Source organism: Streptomyces sp. NPDC045021, assembly GCF_056432645.1.
The window spans coordinates 128,128-143,728 of record NZ_JBWKIQ010000006.1; the positions used below are offsets into that span (position 1 = coordinate 128,128).

Below are 15,601 nucleotides of genomic sequence, written 5' to 3' on the forward strand. Positions count from 1 at the left end.
GCGGGCCCTGATCCGGCCCGCCGGTGCCGGACGGCCTACGCCGGTACGTCCACCAGCGGCTTTCCGTCCAGCGTCCGCACCTCGTAGTGGTCGACCTCGTTCGGCTGCATGGCCGCTCCGCCGTGCATGTAGAGCGGTGCCCGCGCCGACTCGTGCGGACTGTCCTGGATGCCGTACCCCCAGGCGCCCACCGCCCAGGTGGTGACGGTCTGCCGCTCCCCGTTCCTGCCGACCGCGATGAGGCTGCAGCGCAGCGGCCCCTTCACGTTCCCCAGCTGGAGGACGACATGGCTGCCCCAGGCCTTCTTCTCCACGCCGATCGTGGCGGTGACCTTGGTGGTGGGATCGGTGGCGGAGACCTTGTCGGCGGCCGGTATCAGCTGGAAGGCGGCCTCGGCGGGCCCGCCGTGGACATGTTCGGCCACCGGCGGGCTCTTGTCGCCGGAGCCGGCCTGGACGGCGACGAGCGGCCCGCCGATGATCAGCACGGCGGCGGCCGCGACCAGGAACATCCGGCGCCGCCGCGTCCTGGCGCGGACGTCGGCGACCTCGTCGAGCAGCCGGCCGAGCATCGCGTCGCCGGAACCGTCGGCGCCGCCGGACGCGGCAGGCGCGAGGAAGGCGGCAGGGTCGGGGTTGGCCGCCGCGTACTCGGCGAGCATCGGTTCGAGCCCCGCGAGCGAGTCGAGTTCCACCATGCAGAACTCGCAGCCGGCCAGATGCGTCTCGAACCGGGTCGCGTCCGCGTCGTCGAGGAGGCCGAGGGCGTAGGCCCCCACATCGGCGTGCTGCTCCTGCGGCGACGTCATGATGTCGTCACTCCTCGTTCCTCGAGCGCGAGTTTGAGCGAGCGCAGCGCGTAGAAGATCCGCGACCGCACCGTTCCCGCGGGTATGCCGAGCACGGCGGCCGCGTCCTCGACCGTGCGTCCGCGCAGGTAGGTCTCGGCGAGCACCTGCCGGTGGGCGGTGGTCAGGTCGGCCATCGCTTCGGAGATGGTCATGAGCCGGAGCACCTTGTCCATCTCGTCCTGCGCGGGCAGCAGTTCCAGGGGGCCCGGATCGACCTCCTGGGGGCGGGCCTGCCGGCTGCGATGGCCGTCGATGACCAGCCGGCGCGCCACCGTCACCAGCCAGGGACGGACGGATCCGGTGGCGCGCTCCAACTGGTCGCTGTTGCGCCAGGCGCGCAGCAGCGTCTCCTGTACGACGTCCTCGGCCCGGTGCCGGTCCCCCGCGACCAGCCGTAGTACGTAGGCGAGCAGGGGTCCTGCGTGCTCTTTGTAGAGCGTCCGCATCAGCTCTTCGCTCGGTTCCGTGGCCACGGGCGAATCCTTCCGCACCCGATCCTCCAGGTCGAGACCGTCTGGGGACAGATCACAGCGGCTGTTCAGTATCCGGACGTGTCGCCGCCGGTGCTCGTACCGGCGCTGCTCGTCGCCTTCTTGCCCTGCGGGCTGCTCACGAACCACGTTCCGCCGACGCCCTGGCCGCGGGTGTCGCCGGCCTTGGTGTCCTTGGCGAAACGGTAGAGCGGCCAGCCGCCGAGGGTCAGTTGCCTGCTGCCGTCGGCGCGGGTGATGGTGGAGACCAGGCTCTTGTCGATGCCGGTCACGCTCACGCTGTCCTTGGCGATGGCCGGCGGCCACTTCGCGGCGCAGTCACCCGAGCAGTTCGACGCCGAGGGGTGCGCGGTGTCCTTGTCGAAGCGGTAGAGCGTACGGCCCTGGTCGTCGGTGACCATCGCGTCGAAGGCCGGGCTCTTCGCGGCGATCAGGGCGCCGGTGGCCGCGGGCTGTTGGGCGGCGGGCTGCTGCGCTGTGGGCTGCGACGAGGCCGGCGGCGTCGAGGGGGCCTGCGGGTCCTTCGCGTCGGAGTCGGTCGGGCCGCAGGCGGTGACGGTCAGTGCGAGTACCGCGATTCCGGAGGCGGTGAGGAGACGGATACGGCTGGTGCGCATGGCGTTGGGCATGACTGTTCCCCCTGGTGGCAGTGCGTGGATTGTTCGACGTTCGCCTCCATCCATACGCAGCGCCCGCGTCGGCCCACTCAACGATCCGCAAAAAAGTTTTGGGATATTCGCTCAACAAGCCACCCTGGCCGGGCAATTGTGCGGTATACGCAAACGGCGCCGGTCCGACTCAATGCCGGAGCCGTGATTCTCACCGCAGTTCGCCGTTGAGCGGTGGCCGTCGGCGAGTGCGTATGAACCCCCGAGACGCCGGGGCGTGGGGCACCGGCCACAGGGGAGGACTCTTTTCATGAACGGCATCAGGAACCGCATCGGGAACCGTCGTACCGTGGTCGCGCTCGCCGTCACCGCCGCCGCGGTCGCGGGCGGCGTCACGCTGGCCGTGCTGCCCGCAGCCGCGGACGGGAACGCGGCCGGGAACGGGAACGGGAACGCGGGCCACGACATGAGCAGCATGGCGTCGATGGCGATGCCCGGGCCGGCCGGGTGGGGCGACGACAGCATCAGCACGCAGAGCGGCAGCGGCGGCGGGAGCGGCAGCGATGACCGTGGCAAGGCCGTCTACTTCGCGGCGAGCCTGACCGGCGCCAACGAGGTGCCGGTGGCGAACGGTCCCGCGGTGGGCGACAAGGACGGCAGGGCCGTCGAGTTCCTGAAGATCCAGGGCAACCAGGTCTCGTTCGCCATGAAGTGGAAAGGCATCGCCCCGCCCACCGCCGCGCACATCCATCAGGGTGCCGCCGGCAGCAACGGCGGTGTGAAGATCCCGTTCTTCGCCGAGAAGCTGCCCGGCAGCGTCTACTCGGTGACCGGCTCGGTCACCGTCGACGACGCGAAGCTCCTCTCAGACCTGCGCACCAACCCGGGCGGCTTCTACGCCAATCTGCACACCGCCGAGTTCCCGGGCGGCGCCGTGCGCGGCCAGCTGCACCGGCTCAGCTCGTCGATCGACTTCTCCAAGGCGCTCTCCGACCTGCAGGCGTCCGTCGTCAAGGGTCAGCAGATCTACGCGTGCACGAAGCAGCCGGGCGGCGGTTACGCGTTCACCCAGGACAACGTCAAGGCCCACCTCGGCGCCGGTATCGAACACTCCTTCGTGCGGCCGGCGGCCGGCCCGCCGCAGTGGATCGCCCCCGACGGCAGCGCCGTCACCGGGACGGTCCTCACCAAGACGCCGAACGGTCAGGGCAACATCCCCGAACTGGACCTGCGCGCCACCCAGTCCGGCCGGCACGAGGGCCTGCTCTCCGACACCCAGGAGATCCTGCGGCTGAACACGGTCGGCGGTGTGGCCCCGGCCGGCAGCTGCGACCCGTACAAGACGCCCAGGGTCGGGGTGGACTATCGGGCCGACTACCTCTTCGTCGGCAAGTGAGGGCCGCACCGGTAAGTGCGGGCCCGCATCGGTGAGTGGGGCCGCGTCGGCGGGTGAGGGTCGCCCCTGACGGCGGCGGGCCCGGCTGAACCCGGCCGAATGGGTCCGAATGCCTGCGAATCAAGCGTTTCGTGGCCACCGGCCTTCCACCGACCCGTGTACGCCCTCGGGGTTCGTCATCCCGGGGGCGTACACAGGGTTGCTCCCGGCGGCTGATGTGCCGAGGCTGCCGGTTTGGTGGGATTGGTATCACCACCTCAGGGGCGGATCGGGTGACAATGGACCCGAGAGGTGGACGAGTGCACGGCATCGTGGCCGCCGCTGACGACGGAGGTAGGAACGCAATGGCACGGATCCAACCGACGCAGGTCCCGGAAGCGGGAGACACCGGAGACACCCGGGGAGAGGGCAGCGGGCCAGGTCGTCGCAAGGCGATGCGGTACGCGGTCCCTGTCGCGGTGGCGGGGGTGGCTGCGGCGACCATCAGCCTTGTCCCGGCGCTCGCCGACTCCGGTAACCCCGATCTGCCGAAGATCACGGCAGAGCAGTTGCTGACGAAGATAGCCGCGTCCGACACCCAGACGGTCTCGGGCTCGGTCAAGATCACCACAGACCTCGGGCTGCCGTCCTTCCTCGGCGGCGCCACCGGCGGCGGCAGCCCCTTCGGCGGCTCGGGCGGGGACGACAGCGGCAAGGGTCGCAAGGGCAGCGGTTCCGCCGCCGACCCCAAGGCGCAGCTCACCCAGCTGCTGGCCGGCAGCCACACGCTGCACATCGCGGCCGACGGACCGGACAAGCAGCGCGTCTCGATCGTCGAGAAGGCCGCCGAGTACAGCCTCATCCACAACGGCGACCAGGTCTGGGCGTACGACAGCCAGTCCAACCAGGCGTACCACTCGACGCTGCCGAAGTCCGCCGGCAAGAGCGCCACGGACCACGCCAAGCAGCTGCCCGACGACTTCCCGAGCACCCCGCAGGCCGCGGCCCAGCAGGCGCTCAAGGCGGCGGGCCCCAACACGTCCGTCTCCGTCGACGGCACGGCGAAGGTCGCCGGGCGCAACGCGTACCAGCTGCTCGTCCAGCCCAAGGGTGGTGATTCCACGGTCGGCACGATCCGGGTCGCGGTGGACTCGTCGACCGGGGTGCCGCTGAAGTTCACGCTGACGCCGAAGACCGGCGGCAAAGCCGCGATCGACATCGGCTTCACGAAGGTGAACTTCGACAAGCCCGCGGCCAGTACCTTCCAGTTCACCCCGCCCAAGGGCGCCAAGGTGACGGAGGACAAGGCCGACGGGAAGGCCGCGCTGAACGACAAGGCGCCGGGCAAGCAGGGGCTGGACAGCCTCGAAGGCCTGAACGTCCTGGGTGCGGATTGGAATTCGGTCGCCGAGATCAAGGTGCCCAAGGGCGCCCTGCCCGGCTCCGACGCCGGATCGAACTCCGAGCCGCGGGGCCGGATGGACAAGAGCATGCAGGGGCTGATCGACAGCTTCGGCCAGCACGTCACCGGGAAGTTCGGTTCCGGCACGGTCTTCTCCACCCGTCTCGTCAATGCCCTGGTCACCGACAACGGCACTGTGTACGTCGGCGCGGTCAACCAGGACGCGCTGATCAAGGCCGCCAACTCGGCAGCCAAGTAAGCCCCTCCGTCCGCCCGGCCGTGTCACCGGCCGGGCGGGCTCTTTGTCCTCCTGCAGAGGAAGTGCGATGGAAGAGCCGTCCGCCGCGGCGGATGCCGAGGCCGTGATCGAGACCCGCGGTCTGACGAAGCAGTACCGGGGGACGCTCGCCGTGGACGGCCTGGACCTCAGGGTGCCGCGCGGCAGCGTCTTCGGCTTTCTCGGGCCCAACGGCTCGGGCAAGACCACCACCATCCGGATGCTGATGGGCCTGATCGAGCCGACGGCCGGGACGGCCAGGGTGCTGGGGCGCCCGATGCCGCGCGCGAGCCGCACGGTGCTCCCGAAGGTCGGCGCGCTGATCGAGGGACCGGCGCTCTACGGCTTCCTGTCCGGCCGGGACAACCTGGTGCGCTACGACTCCGCCGATCCCACGGCGGATCCCCGTACGCGCGCCGCCCGGGTCGGGGAGGCGCTCGACCGGGTCGGTCTGGCGGCCGCCGCCGGCAAGAAGGCGCGGGCGTACTCGCTCGGGATGAAGCAGCGGCTCGGGCTGGCGTCCGCGCTGCTCCAGCCGCGCGAGCTGCTGGTGCTGGACGAGCCGACGAACGGTCTCGACCCGCAGGGCATGCGCGAGATCCGCTCCCTGATCAGGGAGTTGGCGGCAGACGGCACGACCGTGTTCCTCTCCTCGCACCTGCTCGACGAGATCGAGCAGGTGTGCTCGCACGTCGCTGTGATGGCGCGCGGCCGACTCATCACCCAGGGGACCGTCGCGGAACTGGCGGCCGGCACGCGCGGCCGGCTCGCCGTGACGACCCCCGATCCGGCGGACGCCGTACGGATTCTCAAGGAGCACGGCGTGACGGATCTGATCGTCCTGGACGACAAGGTCACCGGCGAACTGCCGGCCGACCCAACCGAACCGGCCGAACCGACCGAACCGGTGGACCTCGCGGATCTCAACGCGGCCCTGGTGACCGCCGGGGTCCGGGTCCGCGGCTTCGGGGTCGAACGGGCCTCGCTGGAGGACGCGTTCGTGGCACTGACCGGGGAGGGCTTCGATGTCGCGGGCTGAGGCCGGAGCGGTCACCCTCGACCGTCCCCGGAGCAGCGCCCTGTGGTCGCTGGGGCTGTTCCGCAGCGAGTTGACGATCGTCTTCCGCCGCTGGCGGACCGTGGCGCTGCTGGCGGTGCTCGCGGCCGTGCCCCTCCTGGTCGGGATCGCGGTGAAGATCGAGACCCGGAACGGCGGTTCGGCCGGCGGCGGCAACGGGGGAGAGGGCGCCGGTCCGGCGTTCATCTCGCAGGTCAGCAACAACGGCCTGTTCCTGAGCTTCGCCTCGCTCGCCGCGACCCTCCCGGTCTTCCTCCCCATGGCGGTCGGCGTGATCGCCGGCGACTCGGTCGCGGGCGAGGCGAACTCCGGCACCCTGCGCTATCTGCTGGTGGCCCCGGCCGGCCGGACCCGGCTGCTGCTCGCCAAGTTCACCGCCGTGGTCGTCTTCTGCGCGGTGGCGACCCTGGTCGTGGCGGGCGCGGCACTGGCGGTCGGTGCGGCGCTCTTCCCGCTGGGGGACGTGACGCTGCTGTCGGGCACGACGATCTCGTTCTCCGACGGCCTGGTGCGCGCCCTGATGATCGCCGGGCTGGTCGCGCTCTCGCTGGTGGGCGTCGGCGCGATCGGGCTGTTCATCTCGACGCTCACCAACAGCGGCATCGGCGCGATGGCGGCGACGGTGGGCCTGGTGATCACCGTGCAGATCGTGGACACGATCCCGCAGTTGCACGTCGTCCAGCCGTACCTCTTCCCGCACTACTGGCTGAGCTTCGCGGATGTCCTGCGTGCCCCGGTCTACTGGGACGACATCGTCAAGAATCTCGGCCTGCAGGCGCTGTACGCGGCCGTGTTCGGCTCGGCGGCGTGGGCGCGCTTCACATCGCGGGACATCAGCGCCTGAAGCGCGGTCATCCCGCGAAGAACTCCTTCGCCCGGGTCAGGGCCGCGGTGTCCTGCAGTACGTCGCCGGGGCGGGTGCCGTTGCCCAGCAGGACGCCGCCCCACTCCATCCGCAGATAGTTCGCCGTCTTCTGCAACGTGCCCGCCAGCGCGTCGGCGTCGGCGGTGTCGCGCCCCGACAGGGCCGTGATGCCCCAGAGCTTGCGGCCGGCCATCCGGGGCTTGAAGTCCACGCCCGGTACGCGCATCCAGCCCGACCAGTGGTCGAGGTACCGCTTGGTGGACGTCGAGACGCTGTACCAGTAGAGCGGTGAGGCGATCACGAGGTCGGTCGCGTCGAGGGTGGCGTCCAGCAGGAGCTTGGCGTGGCCGGTGGGCGCGGGGTAGCGGCCGTCGCCCTCGTGGCGGCAGTCCTCGAAGTCCGGAAGCGGCAGATCCGCCAGCCGCAGCCACTGCTGCTCGGCGCCGGGGGGCAGTTGTTCCGCGGCGTGGTGCGCCAGGATCTCGGTGTTGCCGTCCGCGCGGGGGCTGCCGAGCAGGAAAAGGAACTTCCGGTGAGTGTGCATACGCATTTATTGCACGCGCATGTAATTCTCGTCAAGGCCGGGCGGTGCGCGGCGAGCCGGGGTGGGGGAGGGCGGGAGTGGGCGAGCGAGGTGGTGGGCTGCGGCCCGCAGATGCTGACATCTGCGGGCCGCTGAACGTGACCCTGCCGCTGAGAGTGCGGTGGTCTTCGTGGCGACCCGGAGTCGGCGGACTGGACAGGTTGTGATCAATCGCCCGGTGGGCGCATCCATTCCTTCACATGCTAGTGGGATGTACCAGACATTTGTAACCAATCGCCATGTCGCTGACGACGGTATCCGGTTGATGGCCACTCGGTCGGCTCAGCACGCCGAAAGTGCCGGAAACCGGTGGGAAGGATCAGCGGTCAGGCGGGCTTCCGCGCTTCGATCAGGAAGCGGGTGGTGTGGGCGACGAACGGGCCGTCCGTCCGGATCCGGTCGTCGAGGGCCTTGAGCTCGGTCCGGTACCCATGGACGGTGAAGCCGGGGACCATCCAGATCACCTTGCGGAGGAAGTAGATCACCGCGCCGATGTCGTGGAACTCGGTGCGCAGCGTCTCCATCCGCAGATCCAGGATCTTCAGCCCGGCGGCCTCGGCCGCCGTACGGGCATCGTCCGGGTGGCGTCCCCTGCGGGACTCGTCCGGCAACGGGCCGAGGAAGTACTCGACGAGCTCGAAGACGCTCGCGGGGCCGACCTGTTGGGAGAAGTACGTCCCGCCGGGACGCAGCACGCGCGCGATCTCGTTCCACCACGTGGTCACCGGGTGCCGGCTCACCACGAGGTCGAACGCCGCGTCGCCGAACGGCAGCGGCGGCTCGTCCTCGTCGGCGACGACGGCCACCCCGAGCGGATGCAGCAGCGCGGTGGCCTTGGCGATGTTCGGCGGCCAGGACTCCGTGGCGACGGTCAGCGCCGGAAGCCGCTCGACCCCGGCGAGGACCTCCCCGCCACCGGTCTGGATGTCCAGCGCCGCGGTGGCCCGCGCCATCCGCTCACCCATGGCCCGCGCGTACCCCCAGGAGGGCCGTTCCTCGCTCGCCCGCCCGTCGAGCCAGGAGAAGTCCCAGCCCTCCACGGAGACGGTCTCGGCCTCGCCGACCAGTTCCTCGAAGCTGCGATTCATGCCTTCAACCCTGACGCCGCTCCCCATCACGGGCCAGCGGGTTTCCGGGGCCGCCGGGCCGTCGGACGGGTTACGCCGCGGCCGAGGCCTTCGCGGCCATCGCGATCGCGGCGTCGCGGGCGGCGGTGCGGGTGCGGTGGGCGTTGTGCAGGGCGTCCCAGGTGAGAAGGGCGAGGGCGGCCCAGACGAGGGCGAAGCCGACCCAGCGCTCGGGGGGCATGGCCTCGTGGAAGTAGACCAGCCCGAGGAGGAACTGGAAGACCGGGGCGAGGTACTGCAGCAGCCCGATGGTGCTGAGGGGCAGCCGGATGGCGGCGGCGCCGAAGGCGATGAGGGGGCCGGCGGTGACGAGCCCGCAGGTCATGAGGAGGGCGGCGTGGCCGGGGCCCTCGGTGGTGAACGTGGCGTGGCCCTGGGCGCCGAGGAAGGCCAGGTAGCCGAGGGCGGGGAGGAACTGTACGGAGGTCTCGGCGGCCAGCGACTCCAACCCGCCCATGCCGACCTTCTTCTTGATGAAGCCGTAGGTGGCGAACGAGAAGGCGAGCGTGAGGGCGATCCACGGCAGCCGTCCGTAGCCGATGGCCAGGACGAGCACGGCGGCGACGCCGATGCCGACCGCGGCCCACTGCAGGGGCCGCAGGCGTTCGCGCAGGACCAGGACGCCGATGGCGATGGTGACCAGCGGGTTGATGAAGTAGCCGAGCGACGTCTCGACGACGTGGCCGGAGTTGACGCCCCAGATGTACAGGCCCCAGTTGACGGAGACGACGGTGGCGGCGACCGCGAGCAGGCCGAGCCGCTTGGGCTGCCGCAGCAGCTCCGGTATCCAGGCCCAGCGGCGCATGAACAGCAGGATCACCGAGACGACGGCGAGCGACCAGACCATCCGGTGGGCGAGGATCTCCAGCGCTCCGGCGGGTTCGAGAAGCGGCCAGAAGAGCGGGAAGGTGCCCCAGAGTCCATAGGCGCCGAATCCGTACGCAAGGCCCGCGCGGTGCTCGTTCACTGGTTGCGACAACGGATGCTCCTCCGGCAGATGCCAATGCGTCGAAGGTAGCGAAGAGAAGCCCTGCCTGTCATGGCCGTCTTGCTTAACGGTCATGACAGGCAGGGCTTAACAGATGCCGGACCAGAATCCGCAGGTCAGAGTGGTCCGGCGGGCGGGTCAGACTTTCAGGGCCTCGGCGAGCGTCACCGTGAACGGGGTGGTCGGGCGGCCGATCAGCCGGGCCAGGTCACCGGTGGCGATGGCGAGCCGGCCGCGCGAGATCGCGTCGTCCACGTCGGCGAAGATCTCGGCGAAGTCCGCGGGCATTCCCGTGCCGGCCAGCAGCGCGCGGAAGTCCTCGGTGGGCAGGTCGGTGTAGACGACCTCCTTGCCGGAGTGCTTCGCGACCTCGGCGGCGTACTCGGAGAGGGTCCAGGCGACGTCGCCGCTCAGCTCGTAGGCGGTGTTCTCGTGACCGTCCCCGGCCAGCACGGCGGCGGCCGCGGCCGCGTAGTCCTGGCGGGCCGCACTGGCGACCCGGCCCTCGCGGGCGCTGCCGACGACGGCGCCGTGCTCCAGCACCGTGTCGAGCCGGCTCGTGTAGTTCTCGGTGTACCAGCCGTTGCGCAGGAACGTGTACGGCACCCCCGACGCGAGGATCAGTTCCTCCGTCTCGCGGTGGGCGGAGGCGAGCAGGAAGTCCGCCTCCGGCCCGCCGAGTATGCCGGTGTAGGCGAGCCGCGCCACCCCGGCCTCCTTGGCGGCGTCGATCACCGCGGTGTGCTGCGCCACCCGGCCGTGCAGATCGTTGCTGGAGATCAGCAGCACGGTGTCACCGGCGTGGAAGGCGGCCTTGAGCGTCTCCGGGGTGCTGTAGTCGGCGATCCGCAGCTCCACGCCGCGGGCGGCGAGGTCGGCTGCCTTGTCCGCGTCACGGACCACAGCGGCGACACGGTCGGCGGGCACGCGCTCCAGCAGCTCGTCGATGACGAGGCGGCCGAGCTGTCCGGTGGCTCCGGTGACAACGATGCTCATGGTGAGTGCTCCCTGTAATGACGACTTGGCCGGTGACTGCGCCGGATTGGCTTGTGCACTCACCTTAGGACCAGCACTAACCATTCGTAAGTACCAACTTTGAGGTAAGGTACTGGTATGAGCGTAAGTATCGAGCCCACCGCACTGGAGCAGCTGGTCGCCAGTGGCCCCCCACGGGACGTTCCCGACGTCTTCTCGGCGGACTGCCCCTCGCGTGTGGTCCTGGAGCACGTCACCAGCCGCTGGGGCGTGCTCGTCCTCGCCGCGCTGATCGACGGGACGCACCGGTTCAGCGCGCTGCGCCGGCAGGTCGGCGGGGTGAGCGAGAAGATGCTCGCCCAGACGCTCCAGGCGCTGGAGCGTGACGGCTTCGTGCACCGCGAGGCGTACCCCGTGATCCCGCCGCGCGTCGAGTACTCCCTCACCCCGCTCGGCGAGGGCGCCGCGCAGCGCGTCTGGGAGCTCGCCTGCTGGATCGGCGGCTCACTGCCGGATGTGTCCGAGGCGCGAGCGACGTACGACGCCGCTCACTGAACGACCGGCCCGCTGAACGGCGATGCCCGCCGGGGGAGTTGTCGAACTCCCCCGGGCGGGCATCCGCGTGGACCGGCGTGGACCGGCGTGGACCGGCGTGGACCGGCGTGCCGATGTGCCGGCGTGCCGGTCGTCAGCCGACGACCGTCCAGGTGTCCTGGCCGGCGAGCAGTGCGGCGAGGTCGCCCTTGCCCTTCTCCTCGACGGCCCGCTCCAGTTGGTCGGACATGTCGGCGTCGTAGACCGGCCGGTCGACGCTGCGCAGCACCCCGATGGGGGTGTGGTGCAGCGTGTCCGCGTCGGCGAGGCGGGACAGGGCGAATGCGGTGGTGGGCGACGCGGCGTGGGAGTCGTGGACGAGCACCCCTGCCGTCCCTTCCACGGTCACGTCGATCACCTTGAGTTCGCCGGTGGCGATGTCCCTGACGACGCCCTTGGAGCCCAGACCGTCCTCGGCCGGAGCGCCGAACCGGATCGGCTGCCCGTGCTCCAGCCGGATCAGGGCGTCCTGTGCGGTCTGCTGGTCCTTGAGGGCGTCGAAGGCGCCGTCGTTGAAGATGTTGCAGTTCTGGTAGATCTCCACCAGCGCGGTGCCCGGGTGGGCGGCGGCCTCGCGCAGCACCGACTGCAGGTGCTTGCGGTCCGAGTCGATGGTGCGCGCCACGAAGCTGGCCTCGGCGCCGATGGCGAGCGAGACCGGGTTGAACGGCGCGTCCAGCGAACCCATCGGGGTCGACTTGGTGATCTTGCCGACCTCGGAGGTGGGCGAGTACTGACCCTTTGTCAGGCCGTAGATCCGGTTGTTGAACAGCAGGATCTTGAGGTTGACGTTGCGGCGCAGCGCGTGGATGAGGTGGTTGCCCCCGATGGAGAGCGCGTCGCCGTCGCCGGTGACCACCCAGACGCTCAAGTCCCGCCGGGAGGAGGCGAGTCCGGTGGCGATGGCCGGGGCGCGGCCGTGGATGGAGTGCATCCCGTAGGTGTTCATGTAATAGGGGAAGCGCGACGAGCAGCCGATGCCCGACACGAACACCACGTTCTCGCGGGCGAGTCCCAGCTCGGGCATGAAGGACTGGACGGCGGCCAGGACCGCGTAATCACCGCAGCCGGGGCACCAGCGCACCTCCTGGTCCGTCTTGAAGTCCTTCATCGACTGCTTGGTGTCGGACTTCGGGACCAGCGACAGCGCCGGAAGCCCCGGCGTGGGGTGGTCGGCGATGGTTGCCTCAGACATCTGCGCCCTCCTCCATGATGGCGTGAGCGAGCTGTTCGGCCTTGAACGGCAGGCCGGTGACCTGGGTGTAGGAGCGGGCATCCACCAGGTACTTCGCCCGCAGCAGGTGGGCGAGCTGTCCGAGGTTCATTTCGGGCACCACCACCTTGTCATAACGCTTCAGAACCTCTCCGAGATTCCTCGGGAACGGGTTGAGGTGGCGCAGATGGGCCTGCGCGACCTGGCCGCCCCCGGCCCGGATCCGCCGTACCGCGGCGGTGATCGGGCCGTACGTCGAGCCCCAGCCGATCACCAGGGTGCGGGCGTGCGGCTGTCCGTCGACGACGCTCGGGTCGTCGACCGCCAGGTCCGGGACGTCGATGCCGTCGATCTTCGCCTGGCGGATCCGGACCATGAAGTCGTGGTTGGCCGGGTCGTAGGAGATGTTGCCCGTGCCGTCCTGCTTCTCGATGCCGCCGATGCGGTGTTCGAGACCGGGCGTGCCGGGCACCGCCCAGGGGCGGGCCAGCGTCTGCGGGTCGCGCTTGTACGGCCAGAAGACCTCGTCGCCGTTGTCCAGCGTGTGGTTCGGGCCGGAGGCGAACTGCACCCGCAGGTCCGGCAGTTCGTCGACGTCGGGGATCCGCCACGGCTCGCTGCCGTTGGCCAGGTAGCCGTCGGAGAGCAGGAACACCGGGGTGCGGTAGGTCAGGGCGATCCGGGCCGCCTCGATGGCGGCGTCGAAGCAGTCGGCGGCGGTGGCCGGGGCCACGATCGGCACGGGTGCCTCACCGTTGCGCCCGTACATCGCCTGCAGCAGGTCGGCCTGCTCGGTCTTGGTCGGCAGCCCGGTCGACGGGCCACCGCGCTGGATCGCCACCACCAGCAGCGGCAGCTCCAGCGACACCGCCAGTCCGATGGTCTCCGACTTCAGCGCCACGCCGGGTCCCGAGGTCGTGGTGACCGCCAGCGCCCCGCCGAACGCCGCGCCGAGCGCGGCTCCGACGGCCGCGATCTCGTCCTCGGCCTGGAACGTCCGCACGCCGAAGTTCTTGTGCTTCGACAGCTCGTGCAGGATGTCGGAGGCCGGGGTGATCGGGTACGAGCCCAGGTACAGCGGCAGGTCGGCCTGCTTGCTCGCGGCGATCAGGCCGTACGACAGCGCCAGGTTCCCCGAGATGTTGCGGTACGTACCGGCCGGGAAGGCCGCGGACGCCGGGGCGATCTCGTAGGAGACCGCGAAGTCCTCGGTGGTCTCCCCGAAGTTCCAGCCGGCCCGGAACGCCAGGACGTTCGCCTCGGCGATGTCGGGCTTCGTCGCGAACTTCTTCCGCAGGAACTTCTCGGTTCCCTCGGTCGGCCGGTGGTACATCCACGACAGCAGGCCCAGCGCGAACATGTTCTTCGCCCGCTCCGCGTCCTTGCGCGCCAGCCCCGAGTCCTTCAGGGCCTCCACGGTCAGGCTCGTCAGCGGCACCGGGTGGATCGCGTACGCCTCCAGCGAGCCGTCCTCCAGCGGGCTGGCCGCGTAGCCGACCTTCGCCATCGCCCGCTTGGTGAACTCGTCCGTGTTCACGATGATCTCCGCGCCGCGCGGCAGGTCGTCGATGTTCGCCTTCAGCGCGGCCGGATTCATCGCGACGAGCACGTTGGGCGCGTCGCCCGGCGTGAGGATGTCGTGGTCGGCGAAATGGAGCTGGAAACTGGACACACCCGGCAGCGTTCCCGCGGGCGCCCGGATCTCGGCGGGGAAGTTCGGCAGCGTGGAAAGGTCGTTCCCGAACGACGCCGTTTCCGAGGTGAACCGGTCACCCGTGAGCTGCATTCCGTCACCCGAGTCCCCTGCGAACCGGATGATCACCCGGTCCAGCCGTTGGACTTCCTTGGCCGGTTTGCGCTGTTCACCGAGCAGCGGCTGTCCTACGGCTGGGCTGCTGACCTGGCTGGTCACTGAATCGGACCTCCTTCGAGGCGGCGGCTCACGGACACGGTCATGACCGTTGATCCCACGTACATCGTACGGGGGTAAGGGTCACCTTCCTGGGTATTACCGCATCCTGGACGTCGCGCTGAGCTTCCTGGTTGCCGCTTTCTGTCACGGTTCAATCGCCCCCCGAAGCCCTCACTCGTGAAGACGCTGTCGCGTGGTGCTTCAGTTCTACGACCGCGCGCATGAGTGGGACTCAATGCCAGTAGTACTGCTCCCCGTCAGTGGGTGGTGCTCAAGGTCGGTGCTTGGTGCTCAAGGTCCTGCGTGGTGCTCCATGGCCTGATCTGACACTCTGTCAGAGGATCATGAATTGAGGTAGGTGAGTACGGCCAGCACCCGCCGGTGGTCCCCACCACTGGGTGCCAGCCCCAGTTTCAGGAAGATATTGCTCACGTGCTTCTCCACCGCGCCGTCGCTCACCACGAGCTGAGCGGCCACCGCGGAGTTGGTCCGGCCCTCGGCCATCAGGCCCAGCACCTCGCGCTCGCGGGGCGTGAGCCCGGCCAGCACGTCCTGCTTCCGGCTCCGGCCCAGCAGCTGCGCCACGACCTCGGGGTCCAGCGCGGTACCGCCCTGGGCCACCCGGACGACGGCGTCCACGAATTCCCGGACCTCCGCCACCCGGTCCTTGAGCAGATATCCGACACCGCGGCTGCTGCCGGCCAGCAGCTCCGTGGCGTACTGCTCCTCCACGTACTGCGACAGCACCAGCACGCCCACCCCGGGGTGCTCCCGGCGCAGCTGGACGGCGGCCCGCACGCCTTCGTCCGTATGGGTGGGCGGCATCCTGACGTCCGCCACCACCACATCCGGCAGATTGCCCTCGTCCGCCATCTCTCCGATGACCTTGATCAGCGCCACCGCGTCGCCGACTCCCGCGACGACATCGTGGCCCCGGTCGGTCAGCAACCGGGTCAGGCCCTCCCGAAGCAGTACCGAATCCTCGGCGATGACGACCCGCACCCTGTCTCCCACGGTTTCCAGCCCCCCACTTTCGATATGACCACCCCAGCATCCCAGCATCGGCACCCGGGGTGGGGAGCACGCCGCCCCTAATCGCCGGCGGACCCGGTTTTTCGGGGCCGGCCCGGCAATCAGGGGGGGGGTGGGGACGGGTCCGGCCGTCGGAGCGGGCGCGGAATCGGGGGAGTCTCTGGGGTGTCGGGCGGTGATCGGCGGGTGCCTGGTGGTGACCGGCGGGGAGCCGGCGGTGCTGGTGGTGA

At 70.0% G+C, this 15,601-nt stretch carries 15 protein-coding genes; 5 read left to right on the forward strand and 10 right to left on the reverse strand.

All coding sequences use genetic code 11. The features are described 5' to 3' along the window. Nucleotides 1–35: 35 nt before the first annotated feature. The 3 genes from AC07DC_RS19730 to AC07DC_RS19740 form a co-directional block, all read right to left on the reverse strand. On the reverse strand, nt 36–809 hold the full coding sequence (locus tag AC07DC_RS19730) for a zf-HC2 domain-containing protein (RefSeq protein ID WP_478915708.1): 774 nt from the start codon (nt 807–809) through the stop codon (nt 36–38). Next, nucleotides 806–1,297, reverse strand: coding sequence for a sigma-70 family RNA polymerase sigma factor (locus tag AC07DC_RS19735; RefSeq protein WP_478915975.1), 492 nt, complete (start codon nt 1,295–1,297; stop codon nt 806–808). Before AC07DC_RS19735 ends, AC07DC_RS19730 begins: the two co-directional genes overlap by 4 nt. A 92-nt stretch (nt 1,298–1,389) precedes the next feature. Further along, the gene (locus tag AC07DC_RS19740) at nt 1,390–1,971 is read right to left on the reverse strand and encodes a hypothetical protein (RefSeq protein ID WP_478915709.1); all 582 of its coding nucleotides are present in this window, start codon (nt 1,969–1,971) and stop codon (nt 1,390–1,392) included. Between the two features lie 289 nt (nt 1,972–2,260). Here AC07DC_RS19740 and AC07DC_RS19745 point away from each other — a divergent pair, with 289 nt between their 5' ends. From AC07DC_RS19745 to AC07DC_RS19760, 4 genes are all read left to right on the forward strand, one after another. Beyond that, nucleotides 2,261–3,346 (forward strand): CHRD domain-containing protein, encoded by a 1,086-nt coding sequence (locus tag AC07DC_RS19745; protein WP_478915710.1) that lies wholly within the window; start codon nt 2,261–2,263, stop codon nt 3,344–3,346. Nucleotides 3,347–3,690: 344 nt separating this feature from the next. Beyond that, a complete protein-coding gene (locus tag AC07DC_RS19750) occupies nt 3,691–4,986 on the forward strand; it encodes a LolA family protein (protein WP_478915711.1) in 1,296 nt (431 codons plus the stop codon). Between the two features lie 67 nt (nt 4,987–5,053). Then, nucleotides 5,054–6,043, forward strand: a complete 990-nt coding sequence (locus tag AC07DC_RS19755; protein WP_478915712.1) for an ABC transporter ATP-binding protein — start codon at nt 5,054–5,056, stop codon at nt 6,041–6,043. Continuing rightward, nucleotides 6,030–6,926 carry an ABC transporter permease gene (locus tag AC07DC_RS19760; RefSeq protein WP_478915713.1) on the forward strand — a complete coding sequence of 299 codons (897 nt, stop codon included), beginning with the start codon at nt 6,030–6,032 and terminating at the stop codon, nt 6,924–6,926. The genes AC07DC_RS19755 and AC07DC_RS19760 overlap by 14 nt, the downstream gene beginning before the upstream one ends. Before the next feature lie 7 nt (nt 6,927–6,933). Here AC07DC_RS19760 and AC07DC_RS19765 read toward each other — a convergent pair whose 3' ends face one another. The 4 genes from AC07DC_RS19765 to AC07DC_RS19780 all read right to left on the reverse strand — a co-directional run bounded on the left by AC07DC_RS19765 (nt 6,934) and on the right by AC07DC_RS19780 (nt 10,641). Continuing rightward, nucleotides 6,934–7,491 (reverse strand): flavodoxin family protein, encoded by a 558-nt coding sequence (locus AC07DC_RS19765; RefSeq protein ID WP_478915714.1) that lies wholly within the window; start codon nt 7,489–7,491, stop codon nt 6,934–6,936. Nucleotides 7,492–7,856: 365 nt separating this feature from the next. After that, nucleotides 7,857–8,618, reverse strand: coding sequence for a class I SAM-dependent methyltransferase (locus AC07DC_RS19770; RefSeq protein ID WP_478915715.1), 762 nt, complete (start codon nt 8,616–8,618; stop codon nt 7,857–7,859). Between the two features lie 70 nt (nt 8,619–8,688). Then, nucleotides 8,689–9,636 (reverse strand): EamA family transporter RarD, encoded by a 948-nt coding sequence (rarD, locus tag AC07DC_RS19775; RefSeq protein ID WP_478915716.1) that lies wholly within the window; start codon nt 9,634–9,636, stop codon nt 8,689–8,691. 147 nt (nt 9,637–9,783) lie between these two features. Continuing rightward, nucleotides 9,784–10,641, reverse strand: a complete 858-nt coding sequence (locus AC07DC_RS19780; RefSeq protein ID WP_478915717.1) for an SDR family oxidoreductase — start codon at nt 10,639–10,641, stop codon at nt 9,784–9,786. Nucleotides 10,642–10,758: 117 nt separating this feature from the next. Between AC07DC_RS19780 and AC07DC_RS19785 the strand changes: the two genes are divergently transcribed. After that, nucleotides 10,759–11,175 (forward strand): winged helix-turn-helix transcriptional regulator, encoded by a 417-nt coding sequence (locus tag AC07DC_RS19785; protein ID WP_478915718.1) that lies wholly within the window; start codon nt 10,759–10,761, stop codon nt 11,173–11,175. Nucleotides 11,176–11,308: 133 nt separating this feature from the next. On the opposite strand, the gene AC07DC_RS19790 is transcribed toward AC07DC_RS19785, so the two are convergent. The 3 genes from AC07DC_RS19790 to AC07DC_RS19800 form a co-directional block, all read right to left on the reverse strand. Continuing rightward, nucleotides 11,309–12,409: a 2-oxoacid:ferredoxin oxidoreductase subunit beta gene (locus AC07DC_RS19790; protein WP_478915719.1), complete on the reverse strand. Its 1,101-nt coding sequence runs from the start codon at nt 12,407–12,409 to the stop codon at nt 11,309–11,311. Then, nucleotides 12,402–14,339: a 2-oxoacid:acceptor oxidoreductase subunit alpha gene (locus AC07DC_RS19795; RefSeq protein ID WP_478915720.1), complete on the reverse strand. Its 1,938-nt coding sequence runs from the start codon at nt 14,337–14,339 to the stop codon at nt 12,402–12,404. The genes AC07DC_RS19790 and AC07DC_RS19795 overlap by 8 nt, the downstream gene beginning before the upstream one ends. A gap of 342 nt (nt 14,340–14,681) precedes the next feature. After that, complete coding sequence (locus AC07DC_RS19800; protein WP_275946681.1) at nt 14,682–15,341, reverse strand: response regulator transcription factor; 660 nt, start codon at nt 15,339–15,341, stop codon at nt 14,682–14,684. Nucleotides 15,342–15,601 lie beyond the last annotated feature (260 nt).